Source organism: Kitasatospora sp. NPDC093806 (assembly GCF_040683335.1).
Classification (GTDB): domain Bacteria; phylum Actinomycetota; class Actinomycetes; order Streptomycetales; family Streptomycetaceae; genus Kitasatospora.
Map to the genome: position 1 here is coordinate 37173 of NZ_JBFBDO010000060.1, position 14903 is coordinate 52075.

A 14903-nucleotide genomic window follows, 5' to 3' on the forward strand; every position below is an offset into this window, starting at 1 on the left:
CAATGGTACCGGCGCGGGGGGCGTGAAAGGATGCCCCCGCAGCACCACAGCGCGCAGCACCCACCGCACCAGCGAAGACCGCACCACCGTGCGAGCCGGACAAAGGAGTACCGCCGTGCCGGGCAAGAACCTGAGCCGCGACGAAGCCCAGCAGCGGGCCAGCATCCTGGCCGTGGACGACTACCGGGTCCGGCTGGACGTGACCTCGGCCGCCGACCGGAGCGCCAGCACCTTCCGCTCCACCACCACCATCGCCTTCCGCGCCACCGAGCCGGGCGGGTCGACCTTCGTCGACCTGCTCGCCCCGGCCGTGCGCGCCGTCACCCTCAACGGCCGCGCCCTCGACCCGGCCACCGCCTTCGACGGCGCCCGCGTCCACCTCGACGGCCTCGCCGCCGAGAACGTCCTGGTCGTCGACGCCGACTGCGCCTACAGCCGCACCGGCGAGGGCCTGCACCGCTTCACCGACCCGGTCGACGGCGAGACCTACCTCTACACCCACTACGAGCCGGCCGACGCCCGCCGGGTCTTCGCCACCTTCGAGCAGCCCGACCTGAAGGCCCCCTTCACCTTCACCGTCACCGCCCCGGCCGCCTGGGACGTCCGCTCCAACGCCGTCCACACCTCGGTGACCGACTCGGCGAGCGCCGACGGCGCCGCCCGCACCTGGGAGTTCGCGCCGACCCAGCCGATCTCCACCTACCTCACCGCCGTCGTCGCCGGCCCGTACCACGTCGCCCGCGACCACTACAGCCGCACCCTCGCCGACGGCACCGTGCTGGACATCCCGCTCGCCGCGCTGTGCCGCAAGTCGCTCGCCCCGTACTTCGACGCCGACGAGATCCTCGGCGTCACCAAGCTCGGCCTCGACTTCTTCCACGAGCAGTTCGACTACCCGTACCCCTTCGGCAAGTACGACCAGTCGTTCGTCCCCGAGTACAACATCGGCGCGATGGAGAACCCCGGCTGCGTCACCTTCCGCGAGGAGTTCGTCTTCCGCTCGAAGGTCACCGACGCCGCCTACGAGGCCCGCGCCAACGTCATCCTGCACGAGATGGCCCACATGTGGTTCGGCGACCTGGTCACCATGCGCTGGTGGGACGACCTGTGGCTGAAGGAGTCCTTCGCCGACTTCATGGGCTCCTACGGCCTGGTCGGCGCCGGCACCCGCTACTCCGCCGCCTGGGTCACCTTCGCCAACCAGCGCAAGGCCTGGGCCTACCGGCAGGACCAGTTCCCCACCACCCACCCGATCACCGCGGACATCCGCGACCTCGAGGACGCCAAGCTCAACTTCGACGGCATCACCTACGCCAAGGGCGCCTCGGTGCTCAAGCAGCTGGTCGCCTACGCCGGCGCGGAGGCCTTCTTCGAGGGCGCCCGCCGCTACTTCAAGCGGCACGCCTTCGGCAACACCGAGCTCGCCGACCTGCTGGACATCCTGGAGGAGACCAGCGGCCGCGACCTCAAGACCTGGGCCGCCTCCTGGCTGCAGACCGCCGGCGTCAACACCCTCACCCCCCAGCTCACCGCCGACGCCGAGGGCCGGATCACCGAACTCGCGGTCCTCCAGGACGGCGACGTGCTGCGCCCGCACCGGATCGCGGTCGGCCTCTACGACCGCGACGCCGACGGCGCGCTGGTGCGCACCGAGCGGTTCGAGCTGGACGTCACCGGCGCCCGCACCGTCGTCCCCGGCGCCGTCGGCCGCCCCCGGCCCGCGCTGGTCCTGGTCAACGACGACGACCTGACCTACTGCAAGATCCGCTTCGACGAGGAGTCGCTGGAGACCCTGCGCACCGGCCTCGGCGACATCAAGGACGACCTGGCCCGCGCGCTCGCCTGGTCCGCCGTCTGGAACCTCACCCGCGACGCCCTGATGCCGGCCCGCGACTACATCGCGCTGGTCCTGCGGTTCGCCGGGACGGAGGCCAACATCGGCGTCCTGCAGTCCCTGCACACCCAGTCCAAGGACGCCGTCGAGCTCTACGCCGACCCCGCCTGGCGCGGCGAGGGCGGCCGGCTGCTCGCCGACGGCGCGCTGCGCGAACTGCGCGCCGCCGCCCCCGGCAGCGACCACCAGCTGGCCTGGGCCCGCTTCCTGGCCCAGACCGCCAACGGCTCCGAGCACCTCGGCCTGGTCCGCGGCCTGCTGGCCGGCACCGCCCGGATCGACGGCCTGGAGGTCGACCAGGAGCTGCGCTGGGCGCTCTGGCTCGCCCTCGCCGCGGCCGGCCAGGCCACCGACGAGGAGCTGGCCGAGGAGCTGGCCGCCGACAACACCGCCAGCGGCCGCCGCCAGCACACCCACTGCCTGGCCGCCCGGCCGACCCCGGAGGCCAAGGCCGCCGCCTGGTCCGCCGTGATCGACTCCGACGAGCTGCCCAACGCCCTGGTCGAGGCCAACATCGCGGGCTTCGCGGTGCCCGCGCACCGCGACCTCACCGCGCTCTACGCCGCGCCCTACTTCAAGCTGCTGGAGCGGGTCTGGGCCGAGCGGACGATCGAGATCGCGATGCGGATCGTCGGCGGCTTCTTCCCCCAGGCGCAGGTCGAGGAGGCCACCCTGGCCGAGGCCGACGCCTGGCTCGGCGGCCACCCGGAGGCGGCGCCCGCGCTGCGCCGGCTGGTGCTGGAGCGCCGGGACGACCTGGCCCGCGCGCTGCGGGCGCAGGCCTGCGACCGGGCCTGACCCGAGCCCGACCCGGGGGCCCCGCCGCGAGCGTCTCGCGGCGGGGCCCCGTCACATCACCGGCCGTCGCATCGGCGGGCCGTCACAGCATCGGCCGTCACAGCACTGGCCGTCAGATCACCGGCCGCCGCGCAGGCCGCGGTCCAGGGCGGCGATCGCGCTGCCCCGCTCGTCGTCGCCGTCCAGCGACCACACCATCACCCCGCCCAGGTCGTTCCAGCGCGCGTACTGCGCCTTCTGGGTGAGCACCGCGGCGGTGTCGAAGCTGTAGAAGGTGGAGCCGTCGTACTTCCAGGACGCGCCGTGGTCGCGGTCGGTGAAGGTCCGGCCGGGCAGCGCGTTGATCTCCCGGTAGGAGAGGTCCGGCGCGGTGCCGGCGGCCTTCTGGTGGAGGCCGTTGCGGTGCCCGGCCGGTACGCCGGTCCAGCCGTGGCCGTAGAGCGGGGCGCCGAGGACGAGCTGCTCGGCGGGCAGGCCGCGCTCCTGGTAGTGCGTCACGGCCTTGTCGGCGCTGCGCTGCCGGGGCTCCGGGTCGGTCGGGTCGGAGTAGAGGTTGGCCTGGTGGTTGGCCGGGCCCTTGCCCTCCCAGGGACCGTGCAGGTCGTAGGTCATCAGGTTGAGCCAGTCGACCGACTCGGCGACCTCGGGCAGCTCCAGCCGGTCGGCGACGGTCTCGTTGGCGGCGACCGCGGCGGTCAGCAGGTAGGGCTTGCCCTTGCGGCCGCTCAGCGCGTCCAGCTGCCGGCGGAACTCGGCGACCAGCAGGGTGAAGTTGCGCCCGTCCTCAGGGCGCACCACGTTGCCCGCGTCACCGCCGCCGCCCGGGTACTCCCAGTCGAGGTCGATGCCGTCGAAGACCCCGGCGGCCACGCCCGCGCCGCCCTCCGGGGAGCCGGCCAGCCGCGGCAGGTCGCCCTTGAGGTAGAGGTCGATGCAGGAGGAGACGAAGCGCTCGCGGGACTGCGCGGTGGCGGCGGCGTCCGAGAAGTACTTGGACCAGCTCCAGCCGCCCAGCGAGATCACGGTCCGCAGCTGCGGGTTCTTCGCCTTCAGCTTGCGCAGCTGGTTGAAGTGGCCCTTGAGCGGCTGGCCGGGGGCGTCGGCCACGCCGTCCACCGAGTCGGCGGCGGAGAAGGCCCGCTGGTAGTCGTTGTGGGCGTCGCCCTGGCCGGCGTCGTTGCTCTCGAAGCAGGTGCCGTCAGCGGAGACGTTGCCGAAGGCGTAGTTGATCACGGTGAGCTTCCCGGCCTGGCCGGACTCCTGGACGCGCTTGGCGGAGCTGTCCGCGCCCCACTGGGTGAAGTAGCCGACCCGCTGGCCCTTGAGCCTCGGGCCGTGCTGGGCCTGGGCGGCGGTCGCGGTGGCGGTGGTGGTCAGCAGGGCGGCGACGGTGGCGGCGGCGAGCATGGCGGAGGCGCGAGTGGGCATACCTGACCTGTCCTCTGAGGCATCGTCAAATGGTCTGGACCAGAATGCCTAAGAGGTTTAGTCCATCGCGGCGGTGCCGCACAAGGGGACCGCACCGGACGAGGCAGCATGCAAAAAGGGGGCCGGACCGCGGGTGCGGTCCGGCCCCCTTCAGGGCGCTGTGGTCATCAGCCGATCAGGCTGCGCAGCACGTACTGCAGGATGCCGCCGTTGCGGTAGTAGTCCGCCTCGCCGGGGGTGTCGATGCGGACGACCGCGTCGAACTCGACGTCGCCGGCCTTGACCTTGACGGTCTTCGGCGTGCGGCCCTCGTTGAGCTCGGTCACACCGGTGAAGGAGAAGGTCTCCTCGCCGGTCAGGCCGAGGGAGTCGGCGTTCTGGCCCTCCGGGAACTGCAGCGGCAGGACGCCCATGCCGATCAGGTTCGAGCGGTGGATGCGCTCGTAGGACTCGGCGATGACGGCCTTGACGCCGAGCAGCGCGGTGCCCTTGGCGGCCCAGTCGCGGGACGAGCCGGAGCCGTACTCCTTGCCGGCCAGGACGACCAGCGGGGTGCCGGCGGCCTGGTAGTTCTGCGAGGCGTCGTAGATGAACGACACCGGCGCGTCGGCCTGGGTGAAGTCGCGGGTGTAGCCGCCCTCGGTGCCCGGCGCGATCTGGTTGCGCAGGCGGATGTTGGCGAAGGTGCCGCGGATCATGACCTCGTGGTTGCCACGGCGCGAGCCGTAGGAGTTGAAGTCACGCTTCTCCACGCCGTTGGCGGTCAGGTACTGCGCCGCCGGGGTGCCGGGCTTGATGTTGCCGGCCGGGGAGATGTGGTCGGTGGTGACCGAGTCGCCCAGCTTGGCCAGGACGCGGGCACCGGCGATGTCGTTCACCGGGCTCGGGGTCTTGGCCATGCCCTCGAAGTACGGGGGCTTGCGGACGTAGGTGGACTCGGCGTCCCACTCGAAGGTGTTGCCGGTCGGGACCGGGAGCGACTGCCAGCGGTGGTCGCCGGCGAAGACGTCCTGGTAGCCCTTCTCGAACATGGCCTCGTCGATGGAGCCGGCGACGGTGTCGGCGACCTCCTGCTCGGACGGCCAGATGTCGGCGAGGAAGACGTCGTTGCCGTCGGCGTCCTGGCCCAGGGCGTCACGGGTGATGTCGATGTTCATGTTGCCGGCGAGGGCGTAGGCGACCACCAGCGGCGGGGAGGCCAGGTAGTTCATCTTGACGTCCGGGTTGATCCGGCCCTCGAAGTTGCGGTTGCCGGAGAGCACCGAGACGACCGCGAGGTCGGACTCGTTGACGGCGGCCGAGACCTCCTCGGGCAGCGGGCCCGAGTTGCCGATGCAGGTGACGCAGCCGTAGCCGACCAGGTTGAAGCCCAGCTTCTCCATGTACGGGAGCAGGCCGGCCTTCTCGTAGTAGTCCATGACGACCTTGGAGCCGGGCGCCAGGGTGGTCTTGACCCAGGGCTTGACGTGCAGGCCCTTCTCCACGGCCTTCTTCGCCAGCAGGGCGGCGCCCAGCATGACGGAGGGGTTGGAGGTGTTGGTGCAGGAGGTGATCGAGGCGATCACGACCGCGCCGTTGTCGATCTCGTAGGTCGAGCCGTCGGGGGCGGTGACGGCGGTCGGCTTCGAGGCCTCGGCGGAGTAGGTCGGCAGCGCCTCGGCGAACCGCTCGGCGGCCTCGGCCAGGATCACGCGGTCCTGCGGGCGCTTCGGGCCGGAGATCGACGGGACGACGGTGGAGACGTCCAGCTCGAGGTACTCGGAGTAGACCGGCTCGACCGACGGGTCGTGCCAGAGGCCCTGCTCCTTGGCGTACGCCTCGACCAGGGCGAGCTGCTGCGCGTCGCGGCCGGTGAGCTTGAGGTAGTTGATGGTCTCGGCGTCGATCGGGAAGATCGCGCAGGTCGAGCCGAACTCCGGCGACATGTTGCCGATGGTGGCGCGGTTGGCCAGCGGGATCGAGCCGATGCCGTCGCCGTAGAACTCGACGAACTTGCCGACCACACCGTGCTTGCGCAGCATCTCGGTGATGGTGAGCACCAGGTCGGTGGCGGTGGTGCCGGTCGGCAGCTCGCCGGTCAGCTTGAAGCCGACGACGCGCGGGATCAGCATGGAGACCGGCTGGCCGAGCATCGCGGCCTCGGCCTCGATGCCGCCGACGCCCCAGCCCAGCACGCCCAGGCCGTTGACCATGGTGGTGTGCGAGTCGGTGCCGACGCAGGTGTCCGGGTAGGCCTGGCCGCCGCGGACCATGACGGTGCGGGCCAGGTGCTCGATGTTCACCTGGTGGACGATGCCGGTGCCCGGCGGGACGACCTTGAACTCGTCGAACGCGGTCTGACCCCAGCGCAGGAACTGGTAGCGCTCCTTGTTGCGGCCGTACTCGATCTCGACGTTCTGGACGAAGGCGTCCGGGGTGCCGAACTTGTCGGCGATGACGGAGTGGTCGATGACCAGCTCGGCCGGGGCCAGCGGGTTGATCTTGGCCGGGTCGCCGCCCAGCTCCTTGACGGCCTCACGCATGGTGGCGAGGTCGACCACGCACGGCACGCCGGTGAAGTCCTGCATGATCACGCGGGCCGGCGTGAACTGGATCTCCTGGCTCGGCTGGGCGTCGGCGTCCCAGTCGCCGAGGGCGCGGATGTGGTCGGCGGTGATGTTCGCGCCGTCCTCCGTGCGGAGCAGGTTCTCCAGCAGCACCTTGAGGCTGTAGGGCAGCCGCTCGGAACCCTCGACGGCGGAGAGCTTGAAGATCTCGTACGACTCGTCGCCCACCTGCAGCGAGCTGCGGGCGTCGAAGCTGTTCGCGGACACGACTGACTCCTTCTAGGTGCTTCGTGCGGTATCCGGCCGCCACGGTGGTAAGGTCAGCCTTACTTAGGCTTACCTTGCCCGCACCGCCGGTGAGCGCCTCTCGGCAAGTATCTTGATGTCGAGATATATCGTACGGCGCAGTTATCTCGATGTCGAGATAAACCATAGTGCATGGCGTCCCCCACCTTCCCGTCGAACCCCCCGTAACGCGCCCGCCAACCTCGGGCGTCCATCCGGGCGGACCCTCCGGGCCGGTACGGTGACCGCCGTACCACACGCCGAAGCAGACCGGGGGCCGACCGATGATCGTGGTGGACGCGTCCGCGCTGGTGCTCGCACTGGCCGACCAGGGCGAACGCGGGACCGCCGCCCGCGCCGAACTCGCCGCCGGCGGCGAATGGGTGGCACCCGAGCACGTCGTCATCGAGGTGATGCAGTCGCTGCGCGGCCTCCACCTGGCCCGCGAGCTCACCGCCGAACGGGTCGGCGAACTCGCCGCCGAACTGCCCGGCCTCCCGATCCGCAAGGTCCCGGTCGAACCGCTGCTCGGCCGGATCTGGGAGCTCAAGGACAACCTCACGCCGGACGACGCCGCGTACGTGGCGGTGGCGGAACGGTTCGGGGCGCCGCTGGTCACGGCCGACCTGCGGCTGATGCGGGCCAGCGGGCCGCGCTGCGAGATCCGGGGGATCCGGCGGGACGGGGCGGTCGGCCGCTCCGACGAGTAGGGGCCGGCCTCCCGCGGGCGCGTGTCCGGGGGGCGGCGCGCGCCGTTGAGCACGGCGTCCGCCGCCGCGCGTCCGGTCCGATCGGATCCGATCCGGTCCGATCCGGTCCGATCCGGTGCCGACGCGCGCTCCGCCCGCCCGCCTGTCGAAGAGGTCCGCCGATGCCCGTCCCGTTCGCCGCCGCCGCCCTGCTCCCGCTCGCCCTGCTGGTCCCCGCCGCCGCCCCGGTCGCGGTCACCGAGGCCGACTTCGACCCGGCCACCGCCTTCGTCCCGCCGACCGCGATCAGCCACGCGCCCGACCTGGTGCCGTACGGCTCGCACGTCAAGGTGGTGGTCGACCGCTCGGTGCCCGGACGGACGGTGCTCACCCTGAGCGTGGCCGGGGTCGCCGCCGACCACGAGTTCCCGGTCCACCTGCACACCGGCCCGTGCGGGGCCGACCCGGCCGCGTCCGGCCCGCACTACCAGGACGCGGTGGACCCGGTGCACCCGTCCACCGACCCGCGGTACGCCAACGACCGCAACGAGCTGCGGCTCGCGCTGCGCACCGACGCGCGGGGCGAGGGCACCGCCGCCGCGACGGTCGGCTGGCAGCCCCGGGCGGGCGAGGCCCGCTCGCTGGTGCTGCACGCGGGCAGCCCGGCCGGCGGGCACGGCAGCGCCGACCGGGTCGCCTGCGTCACGCTGGACGGCCTGGAGTAGCCCCGGGCGGACGTTCGGCCGGCTGCCGAGGGGACGAGGCCGTCAGCCGCCGAGGGTGGCGACCAGGACGGCCTTGATGGAGTGCAGCCGGTTCTCGGCCTGGTCGAAGACGATGGAGTGCGCCGACTCGAACAGCTCGTCGGTGCACTCCAGCTCGGCCATCCCGGTCTCCTCGAACAGCTGCCGGCCGAGCGCCGTGCCGAGGTCGTGGAAGGCCGGCAGGCAATGCAGGAACCGCACCCCCGGGTTGCCGGTGGCCCGCACGGTGTCCATCGACACCTGGTACGGCTTGAGCAGCGCGATCCGCTCGGCCCAGACCTCCTTGGGCTCGCCCATCGACACCCACACGTCGGTGTACAGGAAATCGGCGCCGGCCACCCCCGCGGCGACGTCCTCGGTGAGGGTGATCCGGGCCCCGGTGCCCTCGGCGAGCGCCTGCGCCGCCTTCTGCACGTCCTCGGCGGGCCAGAGCTCGCGCGGCGCGACCAGCCGGATGTCCATGCCCAGCAGCGCGCCGGTGACCAGCAGCGAGTTGCCCATGTTGGAGCGGGCGTCGCCGAGGTAGACGAGCGTCACCTCGGCCAGCGGCTTGGCGGTGTGCTCGGTGATGGTGAGCACGTCGGCGAGCATCTGGGTCGGGTGCCACTCGTCGGTGAGGCCGTTCCAGACCGGCACCCCGGCGTACGCGGCCAGTTCCTCGACCACGGCCTGGCCGTGCCCGCGGTACTCGATGCCGTCGAACATCCGGCCGAGCACCCGGGCGGTGTCCTTGACCGACTCCTTGTGGCCGAGCTGCGAGCCGGCCGGGTCCAGGTAGGTGGTGGTGGCGCCCTGGTCGTGGGCGGCGACCTCGAAGGCGCAGCGGGTCCGGGTGGACGTCTTCTCGAAGATCAGCGCGATGTTCTTCCCGCGCAGGCCCGGCTGCTCGGTGCCCGCGTACTTCGCCGCCTTGAGGCGGGCGGCGAGGTCCACCAGGAAGCGGAACTCCTGGGGCGTGAAGTCGAGCTCCTTGAGGAAGTGTCTGTTCCGGAGGTTGAACGCCATGCCGGGCTCCTGGATTGGGGTGACTGGGGCCGTCGGGAAGCAGCAAGTCTATACGATGCTCGGAATTTCTATGCACACGTCAGGAGCGGGTGCTCCCGGCCGGGTGCCGCATGCTCACAGCCGGGTGCCGCACGCTCACGGCCGGCGCGTGCTCACAGCCGGCGCGCGCTCACAGCCGAGGGTCCACCCGCTCGGCCGCCACCGCCAGCACCGCGGACACCGCCTGGTGCACCCGCCACAACGGCTCGCCGCCGGCCAGCCGGTCCAGTCCCTCCAGACCCAGCGCGTATTCGCGCAGCGCCAGCGAACGCTTCAGCCCGTGCTCCCGGCCGCGCAACCGCGCCAGCCGATCCGGGTAGTCCGGGCCGTAGACCAGCCGCAGGTACTCCCGGCCCCGGACCTTCAGCGCGGGCTGCACCAGCCCGCCCCGCCGGGCCTCCCCCGCCGGGCCCGCCTTCCCCGCCGCCACCCGCAGCGGGGAGACCGGCGGCCGGACCAGCACGCCCGCGCCGCCCGCCCCGGTCAGCTCCTCCCACCAGGCGACGGCGGCCGCCGTCGACGCCTCGTCGGCGGTGTCCACCCAGCGCCGGGCGATCCCGTGCAGCGGGGCTCCGGCGTCGCCGCCGAGCCCGTCGGACGCCCCGTGGTCGGGCGCCCCGTGGTCGGACGCCCCCTGGTCGGACGCCGCGTGGTCGGCGGCCACCAGGCGGTCGACCCAGGCCAGCTGCTCCCGCTGCGGACGGGTCGCCAGGTTCGCCCCTTCCGCCGCCAGCAGCTGGAACGGCGCCAGCCGGGGGCGCGCCGATCCGGCGGTGCGCTCGTACGCCGCGCTGAACGCCCCCACCTGCGGCACCCGCCGCCGCTGCCGGTCCAGCAGCCCCGCCACGTCCGTCCCCCGGGCCGCCGCCCGCTCCAGCGCGGCCAGCGCCGACGGCAGCGCCGCACCCGCCGCCGCGCCGACCGCCGCGTTCCGACCGCGCCACGCCGACCCGGCGTCCGTGCCGGCCCGGCCAGGGGTCCCCGGCGGCCAGCCCGTCAGGGCCGCGTCCAGCAGCAGCCAGTCCGTCCCCAGCTCCTCGAACAGCCCCGACCGCTCCGCCGCCGCCCGCACCCGGCCCAGCAGCGACGCCTCCGCCGCGGCGCCGAACAGCGCCCGGCCGGACCGCGACCACACCGCTCCCGGGCCCGCCGGACCGAACCGCCGCGCCGACGCCGCGTCGTCCCGCGCCACCAGCACCACCGCGCGCGGCCCCGGCAACCACTCCGCGCACAGCACCTCCCGCACCCCGTCCGCCCGGTACTCGGCGAACGCCTCGTCCGGATGCTCCAGGAACCCCGGCCGCCGCGCGTCCGCGACCGGCGGCACCGACGCCGGCAGGTGCACCAGCAGGCGGAGATCCACCGCGGTCCGGCCCATCGCCTCGACCGCCGCCGCGGCCCCCTCCGCCCGCACGGCCACCGAACCCTGCCACGCGGTCTCCACCACCCGCTGTCCCGCCACGTCCGCCAGGTCCAGCGGACGCCCCTCCCGCCCGCCGGGCGCGTCGCTCAGCAGCGGCCGCACCGGCGCGTACCACTGCCGCTCCGCCGCCACCTCGACCAGCTCGCGCTCCGGGTAGCGCAGCGCCGTCAGCCGGCCGCCGAACACGCAGCCGGTGTCCAGGCACACCGTGTTGTGCAGGAAGCTCGCCGCCGGCAGCGGCGTGTGCCCGTACACCACCAGCGCCCGCCCCCGGTACTCCTCCGCCCACGGGTGCCGCACCGGCAGCCCGTACTCGTCCGTCTCCCCCGTCGACTCCCCGTACAGCGCGTGCGCGCGCACCCGGCCGGAGGAACGGCCGTGGTAGCGCTCCGGCAGACCCGCGTGACACACCACCAGCGCTCCGCCGTCCAGCAGGTAGTGGTCGGCCAGGCCGCCGATGAACGCCCGCGCCTCGGCCCGGAACTCCGCCGGCTCGGCCTCCAGCTGCTCCATCGACTCGCGCAGCCCGTAGGAGAGGGTGACCCGCTCGCCGTCCAGCGCCCGGGCCAGCTTCTGCTCGTGGTTGCCCGACACGCACAGCGCGTGCCCCGCCGCCACCATGCCCATCACCAAACGCAGCACGCCCGGGGTGTCCGGGCCGCGGTCGACCAGGTCGCCGACGAAGACCGCCGTCCGCCCGGCCGGCGGCACCGCGTCCACCGGGCGGCCGGCCGCGTCCCGGACCAGCCGGTAGCCGAGCCGACCGAGCAGCTCCTCCAGTTCGGCCCGGCAGCCGTGCACGTCGCCGACCAGGTCGAACGGGCCGGTCAGCGCGCGTAGATCGGCCCGGCGCGGCTCCAGCACCGGCTCGGCGCGCGCCACCTCGTCCACGCCGCGCAGCACGTGCACCCGGCGGAAGCCCTCCTTCGGCAGGCCGGCCAGGGCGGCGCGCAGCTCGCGGTGCTGGCGCGGGATCACCTGGGGCGGCAGCTCGCGGTCCGGGCGGGTGCGGTTGCGCTCGGCGCAGACGCCCGGCGGCACGTCCAGCACGATCGCCGTCGTCGGCGCGTCGTGCTCCTTGGCGATCGCCAGCAGTCGCTTGCGGGCGTGCGCCTGGACGTTGGTCGCGTCCACGACGGTCAGCCGGCCGGCCGCCAGGCGCTTGCCGACCAGGAAGTGCAGCAGCTCGAAGGCGTCGGCGGAGGCGGACTGGTCGTTCTCGTCGTCGGCCACCAGGGCGCGGCAGGTGTCGGAGGAGACCACCTCGGTGGGGCGGAAGTGGCGGCGGGCGAAGCTGGACTTGCCCGCGCCGCTGGTGCCGACCAGCAGCACGAGGGAGCCCTCGGGGACGGGGATGGGGGTGGGGATGGGGTCGGCTTCGTCGGTCATCGGGGTCCGCCTCCTCCGGGCTTCGGGGTGCCGCGTTCGAACAGGGCCAGCCGGGGCGGGTGGTCCTGTCGCTCTCGTTGCTCCCGTTGCTCCTGCTGCCCTCGTCGTTCCGGCCGGTCGACCGGGTCGAGGGTGACCGTGTAGCCGTAACCGGCCGCCACCCGTTCCGCCCAGGCCGGGAAGTCCTCGTCCCCGCCGGGCGGCGCGGTGACCACCACCGCCGCCGGGCGCGCCGCGCCGAACACCGCGAACTCCAGGGCCGGCCGCCGGACCGCGTCCCGCCACTCGGGCGGATCGGCGAGCACCACCGCGTCGAACCCCTTCAGCCGGGCGTCCGCGTACACCGGCGCGCCCTGCACCAGCCGGACCCGGGCCGGAAAGCGGCGGGACGCCCACTCCGGGACTTGCTCGGCGGTCCGTTCCAGCCCGAGGCGGCGGGCGGCCGCGGCGAGCGCGGCCGGCGCGGCGTCCACGCCGAGCAGTTCGGTGAACCCGTCGTCCGCCGACAGCTCGGCGAGCAGCGCACCGCGGCCGCAGCCCAGCTCCACCACCCGGGCCGCGCCCACCGCGTGCAGCGCGGCGAGCACCGCCGCGACGAGCCCGGGTTCCGCTGTCGGCCCCTCGGGCTCGGACTCCGGCTCGTGCCGGGCCAGTCGGCGGGCGATCAGTTCCCGTTCGGGGTGCGTCGCGGACAGCTTGTCGACGTCCGCCCGCTCCGGCGCGAACCAGTGGTGCGCGGCGCCGTCCAGCACCGGCAGCAGGACGGCCAGCTGGCGCAGCGCGTCCGCGAGCCGGACCGTCGTCGCGGCCAGCCCCAGCCGGACGTACGGCGAACCGCCCGCGTCGGGGCGCGCCGCGTCCAGCGGGACCTCCGCCGCCGTCACCTGCCAGCCGAGCGGTTCGAACAGCCGGCGCACCAGTCCGACGGCGCCGCCCGCTCCGCCGACCGGCCCCGGGTCCGGGTGCGGGTCCGGGTCCGGCTCCTGGTCCGCGCGGACGGCGGGCAGGTCGATCCACAGCGGACGGGGGCCGTCGGCCGCGTCCTCCGGCACCACCCGCAGCGCCGTCCGCAGCACCGCCGCGAACAGCGAGGACACCGCGAAGGGGCGGTCGTCGACGTAGGCGTCCAGGGTGGTGGGCGACCGGTCCCGCCCCTTCTCCCGGCTCCCCCGGCGGAGCACCGCGTCCGGGTCGACCTCCAGCAGCAGCGCGACCGTGCAGCGGTCCGCGTCCGCCTCCGGGAAGAAGACGTGCGCCTCGCCGAACGCGGTCGTGACCCGGTGCGCCGCGTCCGGCTGCCGGCGCAGCAGACGGGCCAGGTCGGTGGCCGGGCTCCCGGCGACAGCGGTGGTGGTGATCGACATGAACACCCGTCCGAGTATCGCCCAGCCGACGACCGCCCGACAGCCGGTTTCCGCCCGCGCCGCGGCGCCCCACCGGCCGGTCCGGACGGTGGGCGTGTTCGGCACCGGGGGCCCGCATTCGTTAACGTGCACGATGTGACTGCAGAATCCACCACCCCCGTGAGCGGCGCCGTTGCCGCCGGTCTGGCCACCATCGCCGCGGACGGCACCATCCTCGACACCTGGTACCCGGCCCCCGCGCTGACCGCCGCGCCCGGCCCGGCCGGGACCGTCCTCCTGACCGCCGAGCAGGCCGAGGCCGAGCTGGGCGCCGGCGCCGCCGAGGCGCTGCGCGCCGACGCCCGCCGCGGCGTCGAGGTGGTCGCCGTGCGTACCACCATCGCCTCGCTGGACGAGAAGCCGATCGACGCGCACGACGCCTACCTGCGCCTGCACCTGCTCAGCCACCGCCTGGTCCGGCCGCACGGCCAGAACCTGGACGGCATCTTCGGGCTGCTCGCCAACGTGGCGTGGACCAGCATCGGCCCGGTGCCGGTGGACAAGGTCGAGCAGGCCCGGCTGGCCGTCCGCGCGCAGGGCGGGCAGCTCGCCGTGTACGGGATCGACAAGTTCCCGCGGATGACCGACTACGTCGCCCCGTCCGGCGTGCGCATCGCGCACGCGGACCGCGTCCGCCTCGGCGCGCACCTGGCCGTCGGCACCACCGTGATGCACGAGGGCTTCGTCAACTTCAACGCCGGCACCCTGGGCACCTCCATGGTCGAGGGCCGGATCAGCGCGGGTGTCGTGGTCGGCGACCACAGCGACATCGGCGGCGGCGCCTCGATCATGGGCACGCTGTCGGGCGGCGGCAAGCAGGTCGTCTCCGTCGGCGAGCGCTGCCTGCTGGGTGCCAACGCGGGCATCGGCATCTCGCTCGGCAACGACTGCGTCGTCGAGGCCGGCCTGTACGTCACCGCCGGCACCCGGGTGACCACGCCGGACGGCGCCGTCGCCAAGGCCGTCGAGCTGTCGGGCCAGGACAACCTCCTCTTCCGCCGCAACTCCCAGACCGGCGCCGTCGAGGTCATCGCCCGCTCCGGCTCCTGGGGCGGCCTCAACGCCGACCTGCACGCCCACAACTGACCCACCCCGGCCACCCGTGGCCGACACCGTGAGTCCCCCGGCGGCCCTCGCTCCCCGAGCGAGGGGCGGCCCCGGTGCCGCCCCCCCCGGTCTGGTGTGGGGGGGGGGGGGGCGGATCGCTCCCCTCCCCCCCCCCCCCAGGCCCACAACCACT

9 protein-coding genes are annotated in these 14903 nt (G+C 73.8%); 4 read left to right on the forward strand and 5 right to left on the reverse strand.

The window, feature by feature from the left end:
* Positions 1-115 precede the first annotated feature (115 nt).
* Complete coding sequence (gene pepN, locus AB0N76_RS25315) at positions 116-2692, forward strand: aminopeptidase N (protein ID WP_363560602.1); 2577 nt, start codon at positions 116-118, stop codon at positions 2690-2692.
* A 117-nt stretch (positions 2693-2809) separates the two neighbouring features.
* Here pepN and AB0N76_RS25320 read toward each other — a convergent pair whose 3' ends face one another.
* Both AB0N76_RS25320 and acnA read right to left on the reverse strand, forming a co-directional pair.
* Positions 2810-4120, reverse strand: coding sequence for a glycoside hydrolase family 18 protein (locus AB0N76_RS25320; RefSeq protein ID WP_363560604.1), 1311 nt, complete (start codon positions 4118-4120; stop codon positions 2810-2812).
* A 167-nt stretch (positions 4121-4287) separates the two neighbouring features.
* Positions 4288-6933 carry an aconitate hydratase AcnA gene (gene acnA, locus AB0N76_RS25325; RefSeq protein WP_363560606.1) on the reverse strand — a complete coding sequence of 882 codons (2646 nt, stop codon included), beginning with the start codon at positions 6931-6933 and terminating at the stop codon, positions 4288-4290.
* Positions 6934-7235: 302 nt separating this feature from the next.
* Here acnA and AB0N76_RS25330 point away from each other — a divergent pair, with 302 nt between their 5' ends.
* Complete coding sequence (locus AB0N76_RS25330; protein WP_363560608.1) at positions 7236-7661, forward strand: type II toxin-antitoxin system VapC family toxin; 426 nt, start codon at positions 7236-7238, stop codon at positions 7659-7661.
* Between the two features lie 161 nt (positions 7662-7822).
* Positions 7823-8365 carry a superoxide dismutase family protein gene (locus AB0N76_RS25335; protein WP_363560610.1) on the forward strand — a complete coding sequence of 181 codons (543 nt, stop codon included), beginning with the start codon at positions 7823-7825 and terminating at the stop codon, positions 8363-8365.
* Positions 8366-8407: 42 nt separating this feature from the next.
* On the opposite strand, the gene argF is transcribed toward AB0N76_RS25335, so the two are convergent.
* From argF to AB0N76_RS25350, 3 genes are all read right to left on the reverse strand, one after another.
* The gene (argF, locus tag AB0N76_RS25340) at positions 8408-9409 is read right to left on the reverse strand and encodes an ornithine carbamoyltransferase (RefSeq protein ID WP_363560612.1); all 1002 of its coding nucleotides are present in this window, start codon (positions 9407-9409) and stop codon (positions 8408-8410) included.
* Positions 9410-9578: 169 nt separating this feature from the next.
* Positions 9579-12260, reverse strand: a complete 2682-nt coding sequence (locus tag AB0N76_RS25345) for a polynucleotide kinase-phosphatase (RefSeq protein WP_363560614.1) — start codon at positions 12258-12260, stop codon at positions 9579-9581.
* Positions 12257-13624, reverse strand: a complete 1368-nt coding sequence (locus AB0N76_RS25350) for a 3' terminal RNA ribose 2'-O-methyltransferase Hen1 (protein WP_363560616.1) — start codon at positions 13622-13624, stop codon at positions 12257-12259. Before AB0N76_RS25350 ends, AB0N76_RS25345 begins: the two co-directional genes overlap by 4 nt.
* A 126-nt stretch (positions 13625-13750) precedes the next feature.
* On the opposite strand from AB0N76_RS25350, the gene dapD reads away from it, so the two are divergent.
* On the forward strand, positions 13751-14749 hold the full coding sequence (gene dapD, locus AB0N76_RS25355; RefSeq protein WP_363560618.1) for a 2,3,4,5-tetrahydropyridine-2,6-dicarboxylate N-succinyltransferase: 999 nt from the start codon (positions 13751-13753) through the stop codon (positions 14747-14749).
* Positions 14750-14903: the final 154 nt, after the last annotated feature.

Coding starts and splice junctions, on each gene's coding strand:
- argF (WP_363560612.1), bottom strand. CDS start 9,409: ATGGCGTTCAACCTCCGGAACAGACACTTCCTCAAGGAGCTCGACTTC.
- AB0N76_RS25350 (WP_363560616.1), bottom strand. CDS start 13,624: ATGTCGATCACCACCACCGCTGTCGCCGGGAGCCCGGCCACCGACCTG.
- AB0N76_RS25320 (WP_363560604.1), bottom strand. CDS start 4,120: ATGCCCACTCGCGCCTCCGCCATGCTCGCCGCCGCCACCGTCGCCGCC.
- AB0N76_RS25345 (WP_363560614.1), bottom strand. CDS start 12,260: ATGACCGACGAAGCCGACCCCATCCCCACCCCCATCCCCGTCCCCGAG.
- AB0N76_RS25335 (WP_363560610.1), top strand. CDS start 7,823: ATGCCCGTCCCGTTCGCCGCCGCCGCCCTGCTCCCGCTCGCCCTGCTG.
- AB0N76_RS25330 (WP_363560608.1), top strand. CDS start 7,236: ATGATCGTGGTGGACGCGTCCGCGCTGGTGCTCGCACTGGCCGACCAG.